Below are 21072 nucleotides of genomic sequence, written 5' to 3' on the forward strand. Positions count from 1 at the left end.
CGGCCCCCGTTAACAAGGAAGTAGGTAAAGCGATGGCTCCAAAGAAAAAGAAGAAGGTCACTGGCCTGATCAAGCTGCAGATCGACGCAGGTGCTGCTAACCCAGCTCCACCAGTTGGTCCTGCCCTTGGTGCTCACGGTGTGAACATCATGGAATTCTGCAAGGCTTACAATGCTGCAACTGAGTCTCAGCGCGGCAATGTGATCCCTGTTGAGATCACCGTCTACGAAGACCGCTCCTTCGATTTCAAGCTGAAGACCCCTCCAGCTGCTAAGCTGCTGCTGAAGGCCGCTGGCCTGCAGAAGGGCTCCGGCGTTCCTCACACCCAGAAGGTGGGCAAGGTCACCATGGATCAGGTCAAGGAAATTGCCCAGACCAAGATGGAAGACCTCAACGCTAACGACATCGACGCTGCTGCGAAGATCATCGCTGGTACCGCTCGTTCCATGGGTATCGAGGTCGAGGGCTAAATTTCAGCCCTTCGACACCACACAATTTTCCCCCCTTTTTCGTGGTAGGGTCCGCTTCGACCCACTTCACCACAACAATCACATGTAAGGATTGCTAAATGAGCAAGAAGTCTAAGGCTTTCAAGGCCGCTGCTGAGCTGGTTGATAAGAGCCGCCTGTACACCCCACTGAAGGCTGTAGAGCTGGCCAAGGAGACCTCCTCCAAGAACTACGATGCAACCATCGACGTTGCAGTGCGCCTCGGCGTTGACCCACGTAAGGCTGACCAGCTGGTTCGTGGCACCGTTTCTCTGCCACACGGCACCGGTAAGACCGTTCGCGTTGCTGTTTTCGCAGCTGGCGAGAAGGCTACCGAGGCTGAGGCTGCTGGCGCTGACGTTGTTGGCTCCGACGACCTGATCCAGAAGATCACCGAGGGCTGGACCGACTTCGACGTCGCAATCGCAACCCCAGATCAGATGGCTAAGGTTGGCCGTGTTGCTCGCGTGCTGGGCCCCCGTGGCCTGATGCCGAACCCAAAGACCGGCACCGTGACCACCGATGTTGCTAAGGCTATCTCCGAGGTCAAGGGCGGCAAGATCTCCTTCCGCGTTGACAAGGCTGCTAACCTGCACGCCATCATCGGTAAGGCATCCTTCGATGCTGAGAAGCTGGCTGAGAACTACGGTGCACTGATCGACGAGCTGAACCGCATCAAGCCTTCTTCCTCCAAGGGCATTTACATCAAGAAGGTCACCATCGCTTCGACCTCCGGTCCTGGCGTTCCTGTTGACGCTTCCATCCAGAAGAACTACACCGCTTCCTAATCCTTTTGAAGGAAGTTTCTTTAACTGGAAACTCTAAAGCCGCGTGGGAAACTGTGCTCAGTGCAGATTCTCACGTGGCTTTTCCTTTTCATACCCTGGGCCACAGTCGGCGGTGACGTGGCGGCGATGAGCGTATCGACGTCGTCACGCTGCAGGGGGGTGCAACGCCCATAACCCCCGCACCCGCCACTTGCGGCGCACGAGGGGTGCGGGGAATATGTGAAATTATGTGCCCCTCACAATCACTGTGAGTGAGGGGGAAGTGATGCGAACAGAAGTAGTCAAAGTAGGGTGCTCAAAAAAAGGGTGTGGCAAACCCTGCGCAAACGGGGGAGACTGCTTCCCTTGTAGCAAGCGTTTGGGCAACACTTTGTGAGATCAGCGCAAACGGTTCGGGGGTGAAAACATAGCGTGATGATCGGCGTAGTTGCGTGTGGGCAGCACCGAAAATGTGCGTTGTGGGCACTTCAAGCACGATGTTTTCTTGCAAGGGGAACGTGAAGACTACCCTGTTCCTTTGAGAATCTTGCCAATTGCGGTGGGGGTGATTCCCAATATCCGCCCAATATCTACCGCCCTCAGAATAGATTCCTCAGTGAGGAAGCGCATTAAGCGACGCCGGGTAATGCGTGCCTGCATGAGCTCAAGCTCAAGCCTTTGCACATCATCGTGGGCTTCAACCAGCCGGGTGATGGCCAACGGCGATGAGGGGGATACGAGGAGGATCTTCTTGGGGGCACAACCGTATGCTTTAGCAGCATATTCACGAACAGCGGTCGTATTTTCGGGGCTGGGCCAATTGCCAACAGTTCGTCCAAGTATTTCGGCAACGCTGTCGAGTTGTTCCATCAAAGCTGAATACGTGTCAGATCGTATGGGGCTATTTCCATGGCGAACAACTAACCACATGCGTGAACCTCCTTCTGTTTATTGATGAAAATAACGGACGCGATACCTATCAATCGAAGTGCGTCCACAAGGTGATCTTCGCTTAGCATAGCTTTGTTACACCCTTGGAGAAAAAACATTATCAATGCAGGTCACACCCATGTTACCGGCGATAAAAAAGGGGGTAAGTATGCACTTAATATTACTTATAAATACCGTCAATTTTGGTGAATATATTTGCAAGTGCATCAGTGGAGAAATTCCCTAACCAACCCCAGTCACCAGTCAAATCCCCAAAATTCTGTTGCGCGAACAGAAGCAAACCAACAACAAGATCAAACGTTGGCGAAAACGGAATGCGTAAAACACGCACTGCTCTCACTCGACCTTTTGCTGTGCGACGCCGCGTTTTTGGGGTGCGGGATGCAGGGGTAGTTCGACCTTTTGCTGTGCGACGTCGTGTTTTGAGGGTGCGGGAGGAGGAAAGGTCGAGTTGTGGGGTGCGGGATGCAAGGGTAGTTCGACCTTTTGCTGTGCGACGTCGTGTTTTGAGGGTGCGGGAGCAGGAAAGGTCGAGTTGTCGGGTTTGGGGTGTTGGCGTCGATAAGCAGTAGGGGTGTGGGATGTGGGGCTTGCTCGACCTTTTGCTGTGCGATGCCGCGTTTTTGGGGTGCGGGAGGAGGAACGGTCGAGTTGTCGGGTTTGGGGTGTTGGCGTCGATAAGCAGTGGGGTTGCGCTCTGGTGGGGTTTGCTCGACCTTTTGCTGTGCGACGCCGTGTTTTTGAGGTGCGAGAGGAGGAACAGTCGAGTTGTCGGGTTTGGGGTGTTGGCGTCGATAAGCAGTGGGGTTGCGCTCTGGTGGGGCTTGCTCGACCTTTTGCTGTGCGACGTCGTGTTTTGAGGGTGCGGGAGGAGGAAAGGTCGAGTTGTGGGGTGCGGGATGCAGGGGTAGTTCGACCTTTTGCTGTGCGATGCCGCGTTTTTGGGGTGCGGGAGCAGGAAGGGTCGAGTTGTGGGGTGGGGAAGTGCGGGCAGCTGTGGCTGGGGAAGGGGGTTGTGCGGGAAATGTGGCTGGTGGGTGCGTAATTTGCGTATGTAGATAGGGTGCTGGTAGTGTTCCCAGTCGAAGTTTGAAAAAGGTGTTTGTATGCACCTTCGCTCAAGTTTCACCGTAGACCGTCGGTCAGTCCCCCTGAGAGGGTGGGGCTCGAAGGTTTCCATGAAAATGGAACGGCCCACGCAGGAGTCACTTTAGAGCCAATTTCTTTGATAGCCCACACTGCGGGGTTTTGAAAAAGTGTTGCGCCCTGTGCTCTTGCACGGGGCTTTTGTTATGAAAGCCTCGGCGGATAAAACCTTTAGATAAAAAGAGGAAGGAGGCGTAGTAATGGCTAACCCGAAGAACACCGCATCTCTGGCAGAGCTCAAGCAGCGTTTTGCAGAGACCGACGCATTCGTACTCACTGAGTACCGCGGCCTGACCGTAGCTCAGACCACCGCACTGCGTAAGTCCCTCGGTGCTGACGTCCAGTACTCCGTCGCCAAGAACACCCTGCTGAAGCTGGCTGCAAAAGAAGCTGGCATCGAGGGCCTCGATGATCTGCTGACCGGCCCAACCGCTGTCGCCTTCATTAAGGGCGAAGCTGTTGACGCTGCTAAGGCACTCAAGAAGTTCTCCACCGAGAACAAGGCTTTCGTTGTTAAGGGTGGCTACATGGATGGCAACGCTCTGAGCGCAGCTCAGGTCGATGCTATTGCCGAGCTGGACAACCGCGAGACCACTCTTGCGAAGCTGGCAGGCGCCATGAAGGGCAACTTGGCAAAGGCCGCTGGCCTGTTCAACGCTCCTGCTTCCCAGGTCGCACGCCTTGCTGCTGCGCTCCAGGAGAAGAAGGAAGCTTAAAGCTTCTTTAACGCTTCGGCGGAAAAGCTTTAGACAAAAAAATCAACACTTTTTCAGAAACATTCTTTAACACCATTGTCGTTTCTGAAAACCCCATACCGAAAGGAATACCACCATGGCTAAGCTCACCAAGGACGAGCTCATTGAGGCTTTCAAGGAGATGACCCTGATCGAGCTCTCCGAGTTCGTTAAGGAATTCGAAGAGGTCTTCGAGGTTACCGCTGCTGCTCCAGTTGCTGCTGTTGCAGTTGCTGGTGGCGCTGCTGCTCCAGCTGAGGAAGAGAAGGACGAGTTCGACGTCGTTATCGAGGACGCTGGCGCTAAGAAGATCGGCGTGATCAAGGTTGTCCGCGAGATCGTTTCCGGCCTGGGCCTGAAGGAAGCTAAGGAGCTCGTTGAGGGTGCTCCTAAGGCTATCCTGGAGGGTGTTTCCAAGGACGACGCTGAGGCTGCTAAGGCTAAGCTGGAAGAGGCTGGCGCAAAGGTTACCCTTAAGTAAGATCTCTCTTACTGTTTGCGTAAAACTCCCCACCTGCACCATTGTGTATGGCTGGGGAGTTTCCCTTTGTTCAGGGTTGGTGACAGTACTGCCGAAGACAATGCCCAACTGTGGTGAAAGCAGGGGTGTGCGTGAAAAGCCACCAGATGCTGGGTTGTGGCTGAAGCGGGCTGTTCAGCATGAACGCGGCGGGGGCTGTTGTGCTGCGTGTGCGCGTATACGTTGCGCGGGGCAAGGCTGGAGTGCATTAAACCAGGCTGAGTGTGCTGTTTGCGTTACCGTGGGTAGTGGGGACGCGACTGCGCTGAGGTGGCGGGCGTGGGCGAAATCAGTGCAACTGTTGGCGTCTGTGGCGGGCGTGGGCGCTGCTGCGGTTGGGGTTGGCGGTGGGGTGGGGAACTCGGGATCACGCACGGCAGGTTAGAATGATAAATCATGCTGCCTAAGTCCCGAATTGTTTCTGCCCTCGTCTTCGGCGTCGGTCTAGCCTGCATCACATGGGGAATACTCTTCCCCGTGCTTGTGGTTCACGGCCCCCGCCTTCCGCTTGATATCCCGGCAACCACTCTCATGCTTAAAGATCCGAACGCGCACATGCGTACTTTAAGTGGCGAGAACTATCACGGTGGTGTAGAAAAACAGTTCCACATCAGCATCATCCCGCCCACCGACGATGCTGTTGCCACTGCCCGCATTGGGGCTACAACGCTGCGCGATGATCGTACGCGCCCTGAGGCGGAAAATTTAGCCCAGGCTGAAGTGTGGACGTACACTTTCGACCGCACGACGGGGGAAAATACCACCCCGCTGATGGTGTCTGAGCAGCTTGCTTCCCCTGCGAAAGAAGTCGATTTTCACGGGCTTTGGGTGAAGTTCCCCGCTTACGTTGAGCAAACAAACTACGAGCTTTTCGACGCCACCCTCCGCCGCACCGTACCGGCAGTTTTTCGGGAAGAACAACTCCGCAACGGGCGCAGTGAATACATCTTCGTGCAAAAAATTCCCCCAACCAACGTCCACCAGATTAACCCCAGCGTCTTTAGCCTTGCGGTGGTGGCCACTGAGGATGGTGGTTTGGAGCAAGCTGAACTTATCCACCAAGGGCAGCGTGAGCTTCATGTCGATCGCATCACTGGCCTCGTGACCCATGTGAGTGAAGAATGGGATGATTATTATCAAAACGAACGCGGCGAACGCGTCGATGATGCGCTAAAATTCACGGCTCAGTCGAGTGAGGAGTTTCGCCAACAAATGGATGCGGAAATTGCGAAAATTTCCGATGGATCAACTCCGCGTTTGATCAGCTGGATCATCCTTGGGTTTGGCATTGTTTTAGCAGTTCTTGGCGCATTTATGGCACTGCGTCCGCAGGGTCGGAAACAACGAGGCACAACCATAGATGCCAGCGGTGTTTAACTGCTGGATTTTTCCCTCCTAGTACCGGCTGGTGGGAAGCGTGCGTTGCTTTTTGACGGTTTAATGCTAAGGTGATTGCGAACCCGCTCACATCAGCCTTGAGGGTATGAGGCTTCGTGTGGAGCAGGGGAATGCAATTTCGTTGAGTTCCTCATCGCCGCAGTGCCCACGCACGCTATGCTTTTCGCCAGCGCGTAACTCGTGTGGTGGCCGAAGGTCGTGGATTCCCACTACGGGCTTTAGGCAGCGAGGTGAATGAGTGAAAACAATTTGATACTGATGTGGGAGTTGTAAACATCTCAAGTGTTGGCCCCCGCGCATCCGACCCCGCTAGTGGCACGGGTTGGGCGTGACGGCCCCTGTTTACAACTGCCCCCTTTACAATCCATTTTTTCTGCAGTAAAGTAGTTCTTTGCTCTGGAATCTTTAAACCCCCAGCATACTGACCTTGATCGAACACAGCCGGAAGGCCGACTTGACAAGGTCTGTTAGTGCTATCTACGGCAAAAGTTTCCTGTGCAGACCGAAATTGCAATTACCAGCGGTTTTGGTGGTCAATATTGCGGGGCCACCATCCGCGCGAGGTGCTGGAAGGACCCATCTTGGCAGTCTCCCGCCAGACCAAGGCCACAATTCCTGGGGCTCCCGAACGTAAGTCGTTCGCGAAGATCACCGAACCTATTGAGGTCCCAGGTCTTCTTGATATTCAGCTGGAATCTTTCGCTTGGTTGATTGGTTCGCCCGAGTGGCGTGCCCGTCGTCAGGCAGAATTGGGCGAGGGTGTAAAGGTCACCTCTGGTCTCGAGGATATCCTCGCAGAGTTGAGCCCCATCGTCGACTACTCCGGCAACATGTCCCTGTCGCTGTCTGAGCCACGCTTCGAGGAGAAGAAAAACTCCATCGACGAGTGCAAAGACAAAGACATCAACTACTCCGCGCCACTGTATGTGACCGCAGAGTTCATCAACACCGATACCGGCGAAATCAAGTCGCAGACAGTTTTCATCTGTGACTTCCCGATGATGACCGAAAAAGGTACCTTCATCGTCAACGGCACCGAGCGTGTCGTGGTTTCCCAGCTGGTTCGTTCCCCTGGTGTGTACTTCGACCAGACCATCGACAAGTCGACCGAACGTCCACTGCATGCAGTGAAGGTGATCCCTTCGCGTGGCGCATGGCTGGAATTCGACGTCGATAAGCGTGACACGGTCGGCGTGCGCATCGACCGCAAGCGTCGTCAGCCTGTCACCGTGCTGCTGAAGGCACTGGGCTGGACCACCGAACAGATTCAGGAGCGCTTCGGCTTCTCCGAAATCATGATGTCCACCCTCGAGTCCGACGGTGTGGCAAACACCGACGAAGCTCTGCTGGAAATCTACCGCAAGCAGCGCCCAGGCGAGCAGCCAACCCGCGAGCTGGCACAGTCTTTGCTGGATAACTCCTTCTTCCGCGCAAAGCGCTACGACCTAGCAAAGGTGGGCCGCTACAAGGTCAACCGCAAGCTCGGTTTGGGTGGCGACAACGAGGGCCTGATGACCCTCACCGACGAAGACATCGCCACCACCATCGAATACCTCGTGCGTCTGCACGCCGGCGAAACCACCATGACCAGCCCAACCGGCGAAGTCATCCCAGTGGAAACCGACGACATTGACCACTTCGGTAACCGCCGCCTGCGCACCGTGGGTGAGCTGATCCAGAACCAGGTACGCGTGGGTCTGTCCCGCATGGAGCGTGTTGTGCGCGAGCGCATGACCACCCAGGATGCGGAATCGATCACCCCTACCTCCCTGATCAACGTGCGCCCAGTCTCTGCTGCGATCCGCGAGTTCTTCGGTACCTCCCAGCTGTCGCAGTTCATGGACCTGAACAACTCCCTGTCCGGCCTGACCCACAAGCGCCGCCTGTCCGCACTGGGCCCCGGCGGTCTGTCGCGTGAACGCGCCGGCATCGAAGTTCGTGACGTCCACGCCTCGCACTACGGACGTATGTGCCCGATTGAAACCCCCGAAGGCCCGAACATTGGTCTGATCGGCTCGCTGGCATCCTATGCCCGCGTGAACACTTTCGGCTTCATCGAAACCCCTTACCGCAAGGTGGTTGACGGTGTGGTCACCGACCACGTCGATTACCTCACCGCCGATGAAGAAGACCGCTACGTGGTCGCCCAGGCAAACACCGAGTACGACGAGAACGGTGTGATCACCGAAGATCGCGTGACCGTGCGCCTGAAGAAGGGTGATATCCAGGTCGTGTCCGGTAAGGACATCGACTACATGGACGTCTCCCCACGCCAGATGGTGTCCGTGGCAACCGCCATGATTCCATTCTTGGAGCACGACGACGCTAACCGTGCCTTGATGGGCGCGAACATGCAGCGCCAGGCAGTGCCACTGGTGCGTTCCGAAGCCCCATTCGTGGGCACCGGTATGGAGCTGCGCGCCGCCTACGACGCTGGTGACCTGATCATCAACAAGAAGGCCGGCATCGTCGAGTCCGTGTCCGCTGATTACATCACCATCATGAGTGATGAAGGCATCCGCGACACCTACATGCTGCGCAAGTTCGAGCGCACCAACCAGGGCACCTCCTACAACCAGAAGCCACTGGTTGACCTCGGCGAACGCGTCGAAGAGGGCCAGGTTCTTGCCGACGGTCCAGGTACCCACAACGGCGAAATGGCACTGGGCCGCAACCTGCTGGTTGCCTTCATGCCATGGGAAGGCCACAACTACGAGGACGCGATCATCCTGAATCAGCGTCTCGTGGAAGAGGACATCCTGACCTCCATCCACATCGAGGAGCACGAAATCGATGCCCGCGACACCAAGCTAGGTGCCGAGGAAATCACCCGTGAAATCCCGAACGTGAGCGAAGACGTACTCAAGGACCTCGATGAGCGCGGTATCGTGCGCATCGGTGCCGACGTGCGCGACGGCGACATCCTGGTGGGTAAGGTCACCCCGAAGGGTGAGACTGAGCTGACCCCTGAAGAGCGCTTGCTGCGCGCCATCTTCGGTGAGAAGGCTCGCGAGGTTCGCGACACCTCCATGAAGGTGCCTCACGGTGAAACCGGTAAGGTCATCGGCGTGCGTCGCTTCTCCCGCGAGGACGATGACGACCTGTCGCCAGGTGTCAACGAGATGATCCGCGTCTACGTTGCCCAGAAGCGTAAGATCCAGGACGGCGACAAGCTCGCCGGCCGCCACGGCAACAAGGGTGTGGTGGGTAAGATCCTGCCTCAGGAAGACATGCCATTCCTGCCAGACGGCACCCCAGTGGACATCATCCTGAACACCCACGGTGTGCCTCGTCGTATGAACATCGGCCAGGTGCTGGAAGTTCACCTCGGCTGGTTGGCTGCTGCAGGTTGGAAGATCGACACCGAAGACCCAGCGAACGCCGAAATCCTCAAGACCCTGCCGGAAGACCTCTACGATGTGGAGCCAGGCTCGCTGACCGCCACCCCAGTGTTCGACGGTGCAACCAACGACGAGCTTGCTGGTCTGTTGCGTAGCTCCCGCCCGAACCGCGACGGGGATGTCATGGTGGACGAAAACGGTAAGGCGCAGCTTTTCGACGGCCGCTCCGGTGAACCATTCCCGTTCCCTGTTTCCGTCGGCTACATGTACATCCTGAAGCTGCACCACTTGGTGGACGAGAAGATTCACGCCCGCTCCACTGGTCCTTACTCCATGATTACCCAGCAGCCACTGGGTGGTAAGGCACAGTTCGGTGGCCAGCGCTTCGGCGAAATGGAAGTGTGGGCAATGCAGGCCTACGGTGCCGCATACACCCTCCAGGAGCTTCTGACGATTAAGTCTGACGACGTGGTTGGTCGTGTGAAGGTGTACGAGGCAATTGTCAAGGGCGAGAACATCCCAGACCCAGGTATTCCTGAGTCCTTCAAGGTTCTGCTCAAGGAGCTTCAGTCCCTGTGTCTGAACGTCGAGGTTCTCTCGGCTGACGGCACCCCAATGGAACTGTCCGGCTCCGATGATGACGAGTTCGATCAGGCTGGTGCTTCTATGGGCATCAACCTCTCGCGCGACGAGCGCTCGGACGCTGACATCGCCTAATTGCGCCAGGTCTGCTGTGATCGACACCGTGCGTTTCGCTTCTCAAGCGTTGCGACGGCGTCGATAAGCAGGCGGAATGTAACTGATTAACCACCACTTCTTTAGGAAAGGGAGTTACGTGCTCGACGTCAACTTCTTCGAAGAACTCCGCATTGGCCTGGCCACCGCCGACGACATCCGCCGTTGGTCTAAGGGTGAGGTCAAGAAGCCGGAAACCATTAACTACCGTACCCTCAAGCCTGAGAAGGACGGCCTGTTCTGCGAGCGCATTTTCGGTCCTACCCGCGACTGGGAATGTGCCTGCGGTAAGTACAAGCGCGTCCGCTACAAGGGCATTATCTGTGAACGCTGTGGCGTTGAGGTGACCAAGTCTAAGGTGCGTCGTGAGCGCATGGGCCACATTGAATTGGCCGCGCCTGTGACCCACATTTGGTACTTCAAGGGTGTGCCTTCCCGCCTCGGCTACCTGCTCGACCTAGCTCCGAAGGACCTGGAGCGCATCATCTACTTCGCTGCGAACATCATCACCAGCGTTGACGATGAAGCACGCCATAATGACCAGACCACTCTGGAAGCAGAAATGCTGATGGAGAAGAAGGAGCGCGAAACCGAAGCGGAGACCGAAATCTCCGAGCGCGCCCAGAAGCTGGAAGAAGACCTGGCTGAGCTGGAAGCAGCTGGTGCAAAGGCAGATGCGCGCCGCAAGGTGCAAAACGCTGCTGAGAAGGAAATGCAGCACATTCGTGAGCGCGCTCAGCGCGACATCGATCACCTCGACGAGGTGTGGCAGACCTTCATCAAGCTTGCTCCTAAGCAGATGATCATCGACGACAAGATCTACGAAGAGCTCGTTGACCGCTACGAAGATTACTTCACCGGCGGCATGGGCGCTGAGGCGATCCAGACGCTGATCCGCAACTTCGACCTCGACGCTGAGGCTGAGGAACTGCGCCAGATCATCAACGAAGGCAAGGGCCAGAAGAAGATGCGTGCCCTCAAGCGTCTGAAGGTTGTTGCAGCCTTCCAGCGCTCGGGTAACGATCCTGCTGGCATGGTGCTTGACTGCATCCCAGTCATCCCACCAGAGCTTCGCCCAATGGTTCAGCTCGACGGTGGCCGTTTCGCCACCTCCGACCTGAATGATCTGTACCGTCGTGTGATCAACCGCAACAACCGCCTCAAGCGCATGATCGATCTTGGTGCTCCTGAGATCATCGTGAACAACGAGAAGCGCATGCTGCAGGAGTCCGTTGACGCCCTGTTCGACAACGGTCGTCGTGGCCGCCCAGTGACTGGTCCTGGTAACCGTCCGCTGAAGTCCCTGAGCGATCTGCTTAAGGGTAAGCAGGGTCGTTTCCGCCAGAACCTGCTGGGTAAGCGTGTTGACTACTCCGGTCGTTCCGTTATTATCGTTGGTCCTCAGCTCAAGCTCCACGAGTGTGGTCTGCCGAAGCTGATGGCTTTGGAACTGTTCAAGCCGTTCGTGATGAAGCGCCTGGTCGAAAACGACTACGCGCAGAACATCAAGTCGGCTAAGCGCATGGTGGAACGTCAGCGCCCTGAGGTGTGGGACGTTCTGGAAGAGGCCATTGCGCAGCACCCTGTGATGCTCAACCGTGCACCAACCCTGCACCGCCTGGGTATTCAGGCTTTCGAGCCGAAGCTCATTGAGGGTAAGGCTATTCAGCTGCACCCACTTGCCTGTGAAGCCTTCAACGCCGACTTCGACGGTGACCAGATGGCTGTGCACCTGCCACTGTCGGCAGAAGCTCAGGCTGAGGCTCGCATTTTGATGCTGGCTTCGAACAACATTCTGTCCCCAGCATCTGGTAAGCCTTTGGCTATGCCTCGTCTGGACATGGTGACCGGCCTGTACTTCCTGACCATGGATAAGGCTGAGCACGAGATCGGCGGCAACGGCGCATACAAGCCTGCAACTTCTGAGGGCCCTGCAACGGGTATGTACTCCTCGGTGGCTGAGGCCATCATGGCGTACGACCGCAAGGAGCTTGGTTTGCAGGCGAAGATTAAGGTGCGTATTTCTCACCTGCGTCCGCCAGCAGATATTGAGGCTGAGCAGTTCCCTGATGGTTGGCAGAAGGGCCAGACTTGGCTTGCCGATACCACCTTGGGTCGTATCTACTTCAACGATCTTCTGCCTTGGAACTACCCATACCTTGAAGGTGTGATGGTTCGTAAGGGCGGCGGCTCCGACAAGATCATGTTGGGCGATGTCATTAACGACCTCGCAGCACAGTACCCAATGATTACCGTGGCTCAGACCATGGATAAGATGAAGGATGCTGGCTTCTACTGGGCAACGCGTTCCGGTGTGACCATCGCCATGAGCGACGTTTTGGTTCTTGAGGACAAGGACGAGCGTCTGGAGAAGTACGAGGCTGAGGCCCGCAAGATCGAGCGTAAGTACTGGGAGCAGGGCGCTCTGACCGAGCGTGAGCGTTACGATCGTCTGGTTGAGTTGTGGAAGAACGCCACCGATGAGGTGGGTAAGGCCGTTGAGGCTATGTATCCTGACGACAACCCGATTCCAATGATCGTGAAGTCCGGTGCTGCCGGTAACATGCGTCAGATCTGGACCCTGGCCGGCATGAAGGGCATGGTGGTGAACTCTCGTGGTGAGTACATCACTCGCCCAATTAAGACTTCCTTCCGTGAAGGTCTGTCGGTGTTGGAGTACTTCAACAACTCCCACGGTTCCCGTAAGGGCCTGGCCGATACCGCTTTGCGTACCGCCGACTCGGGTTACTTGACTCGTCGTCTGGTGGACGTTGCGCAGGATGTTATTGTGCGTGAGGATGACTGTGAGACCCGCCTGGGTATCAAGGTTCCTGTTGCACAGCCTGTGAAGGATGCGGAAGGCAATGTGACTTCCCATGTTGCGCATAGCTTGATCGAAACGTCTGTTTTGGGTCGTGCGTTGGCTGTTGATGTCAAGAGCAATGATGAGGTTGTTGCTTCTGCTGGCGAGTATCTCACTGAGGTTTTGGTTGAGAAGCTTGTTGCGCTTGGCGTTGAAGAAGTGAAGGTTCGTTCGGTTCTGACCTGTCAGACCGCTACCGGTGTGTGTGCGAAGTGCTACGGCATTTCCATGGCCTCGGGTAAGCAGGTTGATATCGGTGAGGCTGTGGGTATTGTTGCTGCTCAGTCGATTGGTGAGCCTGGTACCCAGCTGACGATGCGTACGTTCCACCAGGGTGGTGTCGGTGGTGACATTACCGGTGGTCTGCCTCGTGTTCAGGAGCTGTTCGAGGCTCGTGTTCCGAAGAACCGTGCGCCGATTGCTTCTGTGGCCGGTACGGTCCACTTGGAGGATGAAGGTAACTTCTACACCTTGACCATTACTCCTGATGATGGTTCGGACGATGTGATTTACGAGAAGCTGTCGAAGCGTCAGGGCTTGGCTAATACTCGTGTTCCGATGTCGAACAATCCTGGTGCGTGGCTTGAGCGTACGCTTACCGACGGCGATCATGTCGAGGTTGGTGATCGTTTGCTGCGCGGTCCTGCTGATCCGCACGATGTGCTGGAGATTCTGGGTCGTCGTGGTGTTGAGCAGCACTTGGTTGACGAAGTCCAGGCTGTTTACCGTGCTCAGGGTGTGGCGATTCACGATAAGCACATTGAGATCATCATTCGCCAGATGCTGCGCCGCGGTACCGTGATTGAGTCGGGTAATACTGAGTTCTTGCCTGGTACTTTGGTTGATTTGGCTGAGGCGAAGGCTGCGAACGCTGAGGCGATTGCTGCTGGTGGCCAGCCTGCTGAGCTCCGCAGTGAGATCATGGGTATTACCAAGGCTTCCTTGGCTACCGAGTCGTGGTTGTCTGCTGCGTCCTTCCAGGAGACCACTCGCGTGCTCACCGACGCTGCTATTAACAAGCGTTCGGATAAGCTGATCGGTCTGAAGGAGAACGTGATCATCGGTAAGCTGATCCCAGCTGGTACGGGTATTTCTCGTTACCGCAACATCACTGTGAAGCCAACTGAGGCTGCACGTAATGCTGCATACTCCATCCCAACTTATGGTGATTCCATCTACGGTGATGATGGCTTCGGTGACTTCACCGGTGCGTCTGTCCCATTGGATGAAGCATTTGATATGTAAGGCCTGAGGCTTAAAAGAATCCGCAATTTCTTTTCTCATTAAGGTCTGCACTGTCAACACCACCTTCCCACCTTGTTCGTACAAGGCGGGGGAGGTGGTGTTTTTCTATGGTGTGTTACTGCGAGCCGGTAGTGGGCGTTGACATTGACTGATATATAAGCGAAATATTGATTCGACATAGAGCAAGTGCTACCTGTAAAACCGCAGGTCAATTTTTCACCCGTGAACTGAAAGTCGAATCAGTATTTTTGAATCAATCCTCGCGTATTAATAGGAATATTTTTCCGCCATGGCGTGCGGAGTCTTCCCGCCTTATAACTTCGCTTATTCCTCAGCCCCTTATCCCTTCCCTATGTGATAATCCTGAAGACAAGCATTCTCTTGGTGGGGCAACCTCATTGCGCGATGAGATCGTGAATAAACGTTGGTAGGTGGTGCTAGGGAATGGTAACGAAATGAGTACCTTCCGACTACCCATTGCCGGACACGTGGTTGGTGGTGGGAGTAAAATTCGGGGCTAACCAATCGTGTTGGGCGAAACTGGGTTTGTATCCTGGCAGGGAATGAACATGCCTACATAACGTTAACGGGAAGTGAAACTCCTTTCGATGCTGGTATCGGATATTTTAAGATTGCGCACGCATGCAATTGCCAACCTGTGTTGCTTGCGTCGTGCATCTGTCATTGGGGCTTTCGGCAATGGGCTTACGGGCGTGGTGCTTACTCTGGCGATAGCTGAATCACTGGGGGCGATTCCTATGAGCGCTGCACTGACTGCCTTAAGCCTAGGTATGCTTTTTTCTTTTGCTGCTGGGGGAATTTATGCGGATCATTCACGGCGCGTTACGACGCTCGTTTTTAGCGATAGTGCACGTGGGGTGGCGAATCTTGCAGTAGTGGGAGGGATTGTTTTTGGTGGACATTTCGGCGTTGTACTTGTGGTGAGCGGCTGTGCGATCAATGGGCTTAGTGTGGGGTACTTCCGGCCCGCGATTAATTCACTGTGGGCAGAATTTGTGCCAGCAGAATCGCTGAAAAACACGCTGGCAACTAATGCGCTGTATTCACGGGTTTATCTCGCTCTTGGTGGGGCTGTTGGTGGCATTCTGGTGGCGTGCAATGCTGCACTGCTAGGGCTTGCTATTGATGCTGTGTCTTTTTTCCTTACTGCTTTTCTTGTTGCGCGTATTGATGAACCAGAAAAGGCACGCAGGGGAAGAAGATCTTCGTCTGCGTCTATATCTGCGCAGGTAAGCGCTGTTGTAGCGCTTCTGAATATTGTTGGGCAATGGGTGCAACTTGTGCGTATCGCGCATCAATCGCGGTGGCTACCAACGTGGGTTATCACGAGGATTCTCGCCTCGTTGACTGGGGGAGTAGTCAGTGTATGCCTGCCACTCGTGTTGATTGAGAACTACACCCCTGTGCTCATTGGCCTTTTCCAATCCATTGGGGTGTGGGCGCTGGTGTGTGGAGCGGTGTGCGCTAAAATCCGTCTGCCTAAGAAATGCCCTGGCGTGCTTCAATCACTAGGTGCAACGCTGGGTTCTCTAGCTGGGGTTTCGGTGGCAATGGCTTGGCCTGCGCAGCTGGCGATTGGATTGCAGTTTTGCGCTTATTTCAGTACCGCATATACTGAGCCCTCCTTCACTCATTTTGTTGCCCAGCAATTTTGCCAGGAGGAAAGGGGAAGAGTTTATGCCCTTCAAACTGGAGTGAGTTCGGTTTTAGCACCAGTGGGAATGTGTGCTGCGGGCATTCTTTTACAGTGCGTGTCAGCGCAGTTGCTTCTGATTATCAGTGGCTCGATTGGGTGTGTGCTTTTCCTTATCCCTTTAGTCTTTGTAGAAGCGTGGTCGATGAAGGTGCGCAGGTGATTTACCCGCACTGTTTTATTTTGCTGATAAGCTCCGGTACACCGTACGGCGCTTGCCGCGTCCTCCTTCCATAATGATTGTGCTGGCGGACAGTAGGCTTTTCATGGCGTAGCGGATTTGGTTAGCGTTTAAACCGGTTTCAGATTGAAGTGTGTGCATTGTTGCACCTTGTGGGTATTTTTTGACTACGGCAAGGATGCTCAGCGCATTGGATGAGAATTTTTCTCGGTTATTCTGTGGTTGCCTGTGACGTTGGGCAAGTTCATTGTGGTTGGCATTGTTGGTAATTCTGTCCGTGATTGTGTGCATCGTATGGGCTATGATGCGCAACGGTCGCGTAGGGGGTGAAGGACGTATTGCATTGTACGCAATATGAACAATGCCTTCAGCCGTTTTTGCTGGATTGTGTACACCGTCAATGGCGAAGTCGGCCTTTTTAATAACGCCGAGAATGATCCATCCCCCATCGGGTATGTTGACGAAAGTACAGATTGTGGTGGGCAAGGAAGCGGGCAGCTGGTTTTAAGTTCGACAGTGCTGAAATCACTATGATTCGCTCTACATTGCGCGATGAGATCGTGAATAAACCTGTCGTCGATATTCATGCTTTCACTGTGTGGTCAAATAGTGAAAGTTTTGGTGAAAAATATTTCCAACTTTCCGTTGTTTTTGCCGCTTTCTGGTTGTGTTGGTGCGTGTGGAATGGTGTTTCGTGGGGTGATGACCTGCATGATTGCGTGAATGGGAAAGCTGGGGATGGTGTGGGATCGTGGCTGAAATCGTGAAAGTTTTGTCACAAAATGTGTACAACTTTGCCCCAGTTTTCACTCTTTGGCATGTGGCTTTCGGCGTGTTTGGCTGTGGGGGTTTTACGAGTAAAGATGCAGCATATTGGGTGTGTGTTGGTGGGGTAGTGGCACTTCTGGGGGTGGGGGTAAATAGTAAAGTTTTTGTCACCAAATATTTATTACTTTCGGGCGTGTGTGCAAGGTGTGCACCGCAGTGTGGAACGGGGATGTCTGGGTCAGCTGGTTTAGCCACTAGCCTTAAGCGTGAACCCCACCATTTTTCAAGGAGAATATATGCAGCCTGGCCCGCACATGCCGACGAAAGCACAATTTGGTGCGAGTTTCGCCGGAATTCTTATTATGATGCTCGGCACTGCGATTATCACCCGCAGCGGGCTGGGTACGGCACCGGTGAGTAGCCCGGTGTGGGTTGCTAGTTTGATTGGGGGTTTGAGTTTCGGGGGCTGGACTTTCGTGGTGAACGTGTGCTTTATTGTGGCCCAGAAACTGCTGTTGCGTGAGGCTTTTCCGAAGCATGCGCTGCTGCAGTTGCCAGCGTTGGTTGTGGCCAGTGCGAGTCTTGATGGGTGGATGTGGTTGCTGCGCTTTATTCAGCCGAACGGTTATTTTATGCAGTTGGTGACTGTGCTCGCTGGGATTGGCGTGTTGGGTGTGGGTGTTGCGTTTCTTGCTGCGGCGCGGGCGCTGTTTTTGCCAGGGGAGGGTCTGGTGTCGGCGATTGCGGATGTGCGTGGGGTGCCTTTTGCCAAGGTGAAGCTTCCGTTTGATATTACGTGTGTGCTTACTGCACTCGTTCTTGCGTTCGTTTTCCTTCATGATCTTTCGGTGATTCGGGAGGCGACTGTCATGTCGGCGCTGTTGCTGGGGCCGGTGGCGGGGTTGTTTATTCCGGCGTTGCGACGTCGTTTGCATCCTTAAGTGATCGAATCTTCCTGCCGTGTGCACGGTGGGTGAGGATGTGTACACAGAATTACACAAGCACTCTTTCTTTGCTAGGAGAGTGCTTTTTCTGTGCTTTCGGCCAGTAGTAGCTGCCGTGTGACCTGCTGTTTTTTATTCAGTGCCTGCGTGGCGGTGGGGGAGTGTGTGCCGCGTGAAAATTACACAACTTTACATAGAATTACACAGGTTTATACACAATTACACAGGCTTGGTATCCTTATCACCTATGGAACCTTGTGCCCTTCTCGCTCAAGGTGTCGTCGGTGAAGGATTTGACGACACCTTTTTCTGGGGGCGCCCGCGCATTCTTCGCGACTGTGCACTAACCTTTCATCAACAGCGCTTCACTGTCCTCGTTGTGGCAGGTGCGCCGGGCATGGGCAAGACGAGTGTGCTGCGGGCGTACGCTGGCCTCGTCGATAAGCAAGGGTGGGGCATGCATAGCCTGCAGCCTGCAACTTTTACAGATGTAAAACTAGCGCCCCATCATGCACTCACCTGCGATGATCTCCACCGCTGGCCCAAACGCAGCATCACCGAACTCACCGCAAAACTCCAAGAAGCAGACACCACACCCGCAACCTGCCTGATCACTGGAACCCCAGCCCTTGCCCAACGGATCGCCGAAGAACTCACCACCGCCGATTTCTATCAACTCCAGCTTTTAAGCCCCAGTGCCACCCACACTGTTGTCGAACAGCACGCACACGTCGACGCCGACGCCAAAGACTTCATCACCACCTACACCCACGGATATCCCACCCTCATCGGGCTTGTGCTCGAACAACTTGCGCCACATGCCACCGTGACCCTGCCACTAGCGCACAACGCCTGCCACTTAGCCCGCGAACAGCTGATCGCCAGCGTCTTCGTGCCCACCCTGCAACGACTGTCCGCCGGTGACATCGCAATGCTGTGCACCATCGCAGCAGACACCGGGCCGAGCCGCATCGGGACTATCGCCAGCGCACTTCACCTTTCACCGCAGCAAGCAACGAACTACCGCACCCGACTCATCGGCGCCGGACTACTTGTATCCCCCAGCCGTGGGCATGTCGCATTCACACTGCCGTACCTGCGCGAATATTTACGCACCCTGCACCACGACGATCACACCACCACCCAACAGTGGTTCTAGCGTGCGCCCGCAACTGGCGTAAAGCAACTGTGCTGCGTGCACTCATACCACAGCATGATGAAGCAAACGCCTATAACCGGCTACTGTGAGAAAATATGGAAACCGCACATATTTGGTGGAAAGACCCCACACTCTGGATGCAGGTTGTCATCCAACTTCTGGTCACTACCCTCTACCTCAGCGCAGGTTCCGACATCACCGGCTTTAATCGTGCAGCATTTTACGATATTCCCGTATTTGCACAATGGGTGCTTGAAGGCTTCGGCTGGATCAGCATCGTTGCGCTCAACTTAGGGCTGATCCTGCAACGCTGGTACAGTCACGCTGGGCTGTGGGTCATCTTTATCAGCCTCATCGTGTTCGTTTTCTCACCCTGGATTGCAATCCCCATCGGCTACCTAGTTGTGTGCCACCAATCCTGGTTTATCGCCGCCTATATTCATCGCGGCCGCAAAGCGTGGCTGATCACCCTCGTCGTCGGCAGCATCGTCGGAATGTTCGTCTCCACCCTTTTCCCCGGAGTGGTGTTGCCGGTCAAAGACCCCACCCAGCCGCGCCTTACTGAATTTTTTGATAGCCACGCTGCGCTGTTCGGTTCACTGATGGGTATTGTGCAAGCTATTGTCTCGATCGCGTTGTTCTGGAACATCGGACTGGTCACCCGACGTCGCAACGAGCGCTATCAAATGCTCAAAGATCACGCCGAAATGTCCGCAGTCGTCGAACGCAACCGCATCGCCCGCGAAATTCACGATGTGATCGCCCACTGCCTGACCGTGATCATCGCCCAAGCCGACGGCGGCAGATTCGCCGGCAAAAAAGACCCCGCCCAAGCACTCGACGCGCTTGCAACCATCTCCCAGGTCGGGCGCAACGCCTTAACCGAAGTGCGCACACTACTGTCCGTGCTCGGCGCCAGCACTCACGACGAACGCTCCCTGTCCACCACACCCGGGCTCGACGCAATCCGTGACCTCATCCGCGAAACCGAACGCGCCGGCGCGCAGGTCAACTATCGCATCCTCGGCGAGCCCAGAGACGTCACCGAAATCGTGGGCTTAAGCATCTTCCGCATCCTTCAAGAAACACTGACCAACGCACTCAAACACGCAGGCGCTGTCCCGATCGACATCACCATGGACTGGACCAACCCCACCCTCCTGCACATCAGCGTGCTTAACGACGCCGGCACCGGGCTCGTCGACAAGCCCCGCACACCCGGGCGTGGCCTGATCGGGCTCGAAGAACGCGCCAAACTCCACGGCGGCACCGCCGAAATCACCACCGACCACGACAACCGCTGGTGCGTTATGGTCACCCTACCCATTTAAGGAGAACTCATGCTCATCGGACTCGTCGACGACCAAGCCCTCGTCCGCGCAGGATTCGCCATGGTGCTCGAATCCGAAGAAGACATCCACGTTGCGTGGCAAGCCAACAACGGTGAAGAAGCTCTGCAACTAGCACTCTCACAGCCCGTTGATGTCATCCTCATGGACATCCAAATGCCGGTACTCAACGGTATCGACGCCACCGAACAAATCCTGGCGCATCAACCAGTTGCACCCGGGGGTGAACCCACCCGCATTATCGTGCTGACCACCTTCGATACCGACAACTATGTGATTAAATCCATCGAAGCAGGCGCATCCGGATTCCTGCTCAAAGACACCTCCCCAGAAAACCTCATCGACTCCGTACGCACCGTCTCCAGCAGCTCCGCGGTGATCAGCCCCGCCGCCACCGTCAAACTCTTCGGCCACCTGCGCAACCACCATGCCGCAGCAACACCTAGCGCCATCAGCCAACCAGTCACCGAAGACAGCATCGAGATCACACCGACCCAACTCAACGAACTCAACGCCCACCTCATCGACCCCCTGACCATGCGAGAAGCCGAAATCTTAAGCTGCATCGCATTCGGCTGGTCCAACACCGAAATCGCCCAACGCCTATTCATCTCACTACCCACAGTCAAAACCCACATCGGGCGAGTGCTATCCAAAACCGGAAGCCGCGACCGTGTCCACGCCGTACTCTTCGCACTGCGCACAGGGCTGGTCAGCGTGCACTAACACACCCTCATCCCTTAGTCTGATAGCACAGAAATCACGCCTG

15 protein-coding genes are annotated in these 21072 nt (G+C 55.4%); 13 read left to right on the plus strand and 2 right to left on the minus strand.

Annotated features, from left to right (window positions below; all coding sequences use genetic code 11):
* The first annotated feature begins 32 nt into the window (after nt 1-32).
* The gene (rplK, locus tag CFELI_RS01485; protein WP_277104563.1) at nt 33-470 is read left to right on the plus strand and encodes a 50S ribosomal protein L11; all 438 of its coding nucleotides are present in this window, start codon (nt 33-35) and stop codon (nt 468-470) included.
* A 98-nt stretch (nt 471-568) separates the two neighbouring features.
* Nucleotides 569-1276, plus strand: a complete 708-nt coding sequence (gene rplA / locus CFELI_RS01490) for a 50S ribosomal protein L1 (RefSeq protein ID WP_277104562.1) — start codon at nt 569-571, stop codon at nt 1274-1276.
* 504 nt (nt 1277-1780) lie between these two features.
* Here the strand turns inward: rplA and CFELI_RS01495 are convergent.
* Complete coding sequence (locus tag CFELI_RS01495) at nt 1781-2185, minus strand: hypothetical protein (RefSeq protein ID WP_277104561.1); 405 nt, start codon at nt 2183-2185, stop codon at nt 1781-1783.
* A 1367-nt stretch (nt 2186-3552) separates the two neighbouring features.
* Between CFELI_RS01495 and rplJ the strand changes: the two genes are divergently transcribed.
* The 6 genes from rplJ to CFELI_RS01525 all read left to right on the plus strand — a co-directional run bounded on the left by rplJ (nt 3553) and on the right by CFELI_RS01525 (nt 16065).
* Complete coding sequence (gene rplJ, locus CFELI_RS01500) at nt 3553-4068, plus strand: 50S ribosomal protein L10 (RefSeq protein WP_277104560.1); 516 nt, start codon at nt 3553-3555, stop codon at nt 4066-4068.
* A 115-nt stretch (nt 4069-4183) separates the two neighbouring features.
* Nucleotides 4184-4567, plus strand: coding sequence for a 50S ribosomal protein L7/L12 (rplL, locus tag CFELI_RS01505; protein WP_277104559.1), 384 nt, complete (start codon nt 4184-4186; stop codon nt 4565-4567).
* Nucleotides 4568-5002: 435 nt separating this feature from the next.
* Nucleotides 5003-5983 (plus strand): cell envelope lipid trafficking protein PgfA, encoded by a 981-nt coding sequence (gene pgfA, locus CFELI_RS01510; protein ID WP_277104558.1) that lies wholly within the window; start codon nt 5003-5005, stop codon nt 5981-5983.
* Nucleotides 5984-6567: 584 nt separating this feature from the next.
* The gene (rpoB, locus tag CFELI_RS01515) at nt 6568-10062 is read left to right on the plus strand and encodes a DNA-directed RNA polymerase subunit beta (protein ID WP_277104557.1); all 3495 of its coding nucleotides are present in this window, start codon (nt 6568-6570) and stop codon (nt 10060-10062) included.
* Between the two features lie 118 nt (nt 10063-10180).
* Complete coding sequence (locus tag CFELI_RS01520; RefSeq protein WP_277104556.1) at nt 10181-14188, plus strand: DNA-directed RNA polymerase subunit beta'; 4008 nt, start codon at nt 10181-10183, stop codon at nt 14186-14188.
* Nucleotides 14189-14853: 665 nt separating this feature from the next.
* Entirely contained in the window at nt 14854-16065 is a 1212-nt protein-coding gene (locus CFELI_RS01525) for an MFS transporter (RefSeq protein ID WP_290259211.1), read from the plus strand.
* A gap of 15 nt (nt 16066-16080) precedes the next feature.
* On the opposite strand, the gene CFELI_RS01530 is transcribed toward CFELI_RS01525, so the two are convergent.
* Nucleotides 16081-16569, minus strand: coding sequence for a hypothetical protein (locus tag CFELI_RS01530; RefSeq protein WP_277104554.1), 489 nt, complete (start codon nt 16567-16569; stop codon nt 16081-16083).
* 44 nt (nt 16570-16613) lie between these two features.
* Here CFELI_RS01530 and CFELI_RS01535 point away from each other — a divergent pair, with 44 nt between their 5' ends.
* The 5 genes from CFELI_RS01535 to CFELI_RS01555 all read left to right on the plus strand — a co-directional run bounded on the left by CFELI_RS01535 (nt 16614) and on the right by CFELI_RS01555 (nt 21029).
* Complete coding sequence (locus CFELI_RS01535; protein WP_277104553.1) at nt 16614-16850, plus strand: hypothetical protein; 237 nt, start codon at nt 16614-16616, stop codon at nt 16848-16850.
* Nucleotides 16851-17147: 297 nt separating this feature from the next.
* Nucleotides 17148-17792 carry a YczE/YyaS/YitT family protein gene (locus tag CFELI_RS01540; protein WP_277104552.1) on the plus strand — a complete coding sequence of 215 codons (645 nt, stop codon included), beginning with the start codon at nt 17148-17150 and terminating at the stop codon, nt 17790-17792.
* 250 nt (nt 17793-18042) lie between these two features.
* A complete protein-coding gene (locus CFELI_RS01545; protein ID WP_277104551.1) occupies nt 18043-18954 on the plus strand; it encodes a DUF8462 domain-containing protein in 912 nt (303 codons plus the stop codon).
* A 95-nt stretch (nt 18955-19049) separates the two neighbouring features.
* Nucleotides 19050-20285 carry a sensor histidine kinase gene (locus tag CFELI_RS01550; RefSeq protein ID WP_277104550.1) on the plus strand — a complete coding sequence of 412 codons (1236 nt, stop codon included), beginning with the start codon at nt 19050-19052 and terminating at the stop codon, nt 20283-20285.
* A 9-nt stretch (nt 20286-20294) separates the two neighbouring features.
* Nucleotides 20295-21029, plus strand: a complete 735-nt coding sequence (locus CFELI_RS01555; RefSeq protein ID WP_277104549.1) for a response regulator transcription factor — start codon at nt 20295-20297, stop codon at nt 21027-21029.
* Nucleotides 21030-21072 lie beyond the last annotated feature (43 nt).

The sequence above is a fragment of the Corynebacterium felinum genome (genome assembly GCF_030408755.1).
GTDB classification, from domain to species: domain Bacteria; phylum Actinomycetota; class Actinomycetes; order Mycobacteriales; family Mycobacteriaceae; genus Corynebacterium; species Corynebacterium felinum.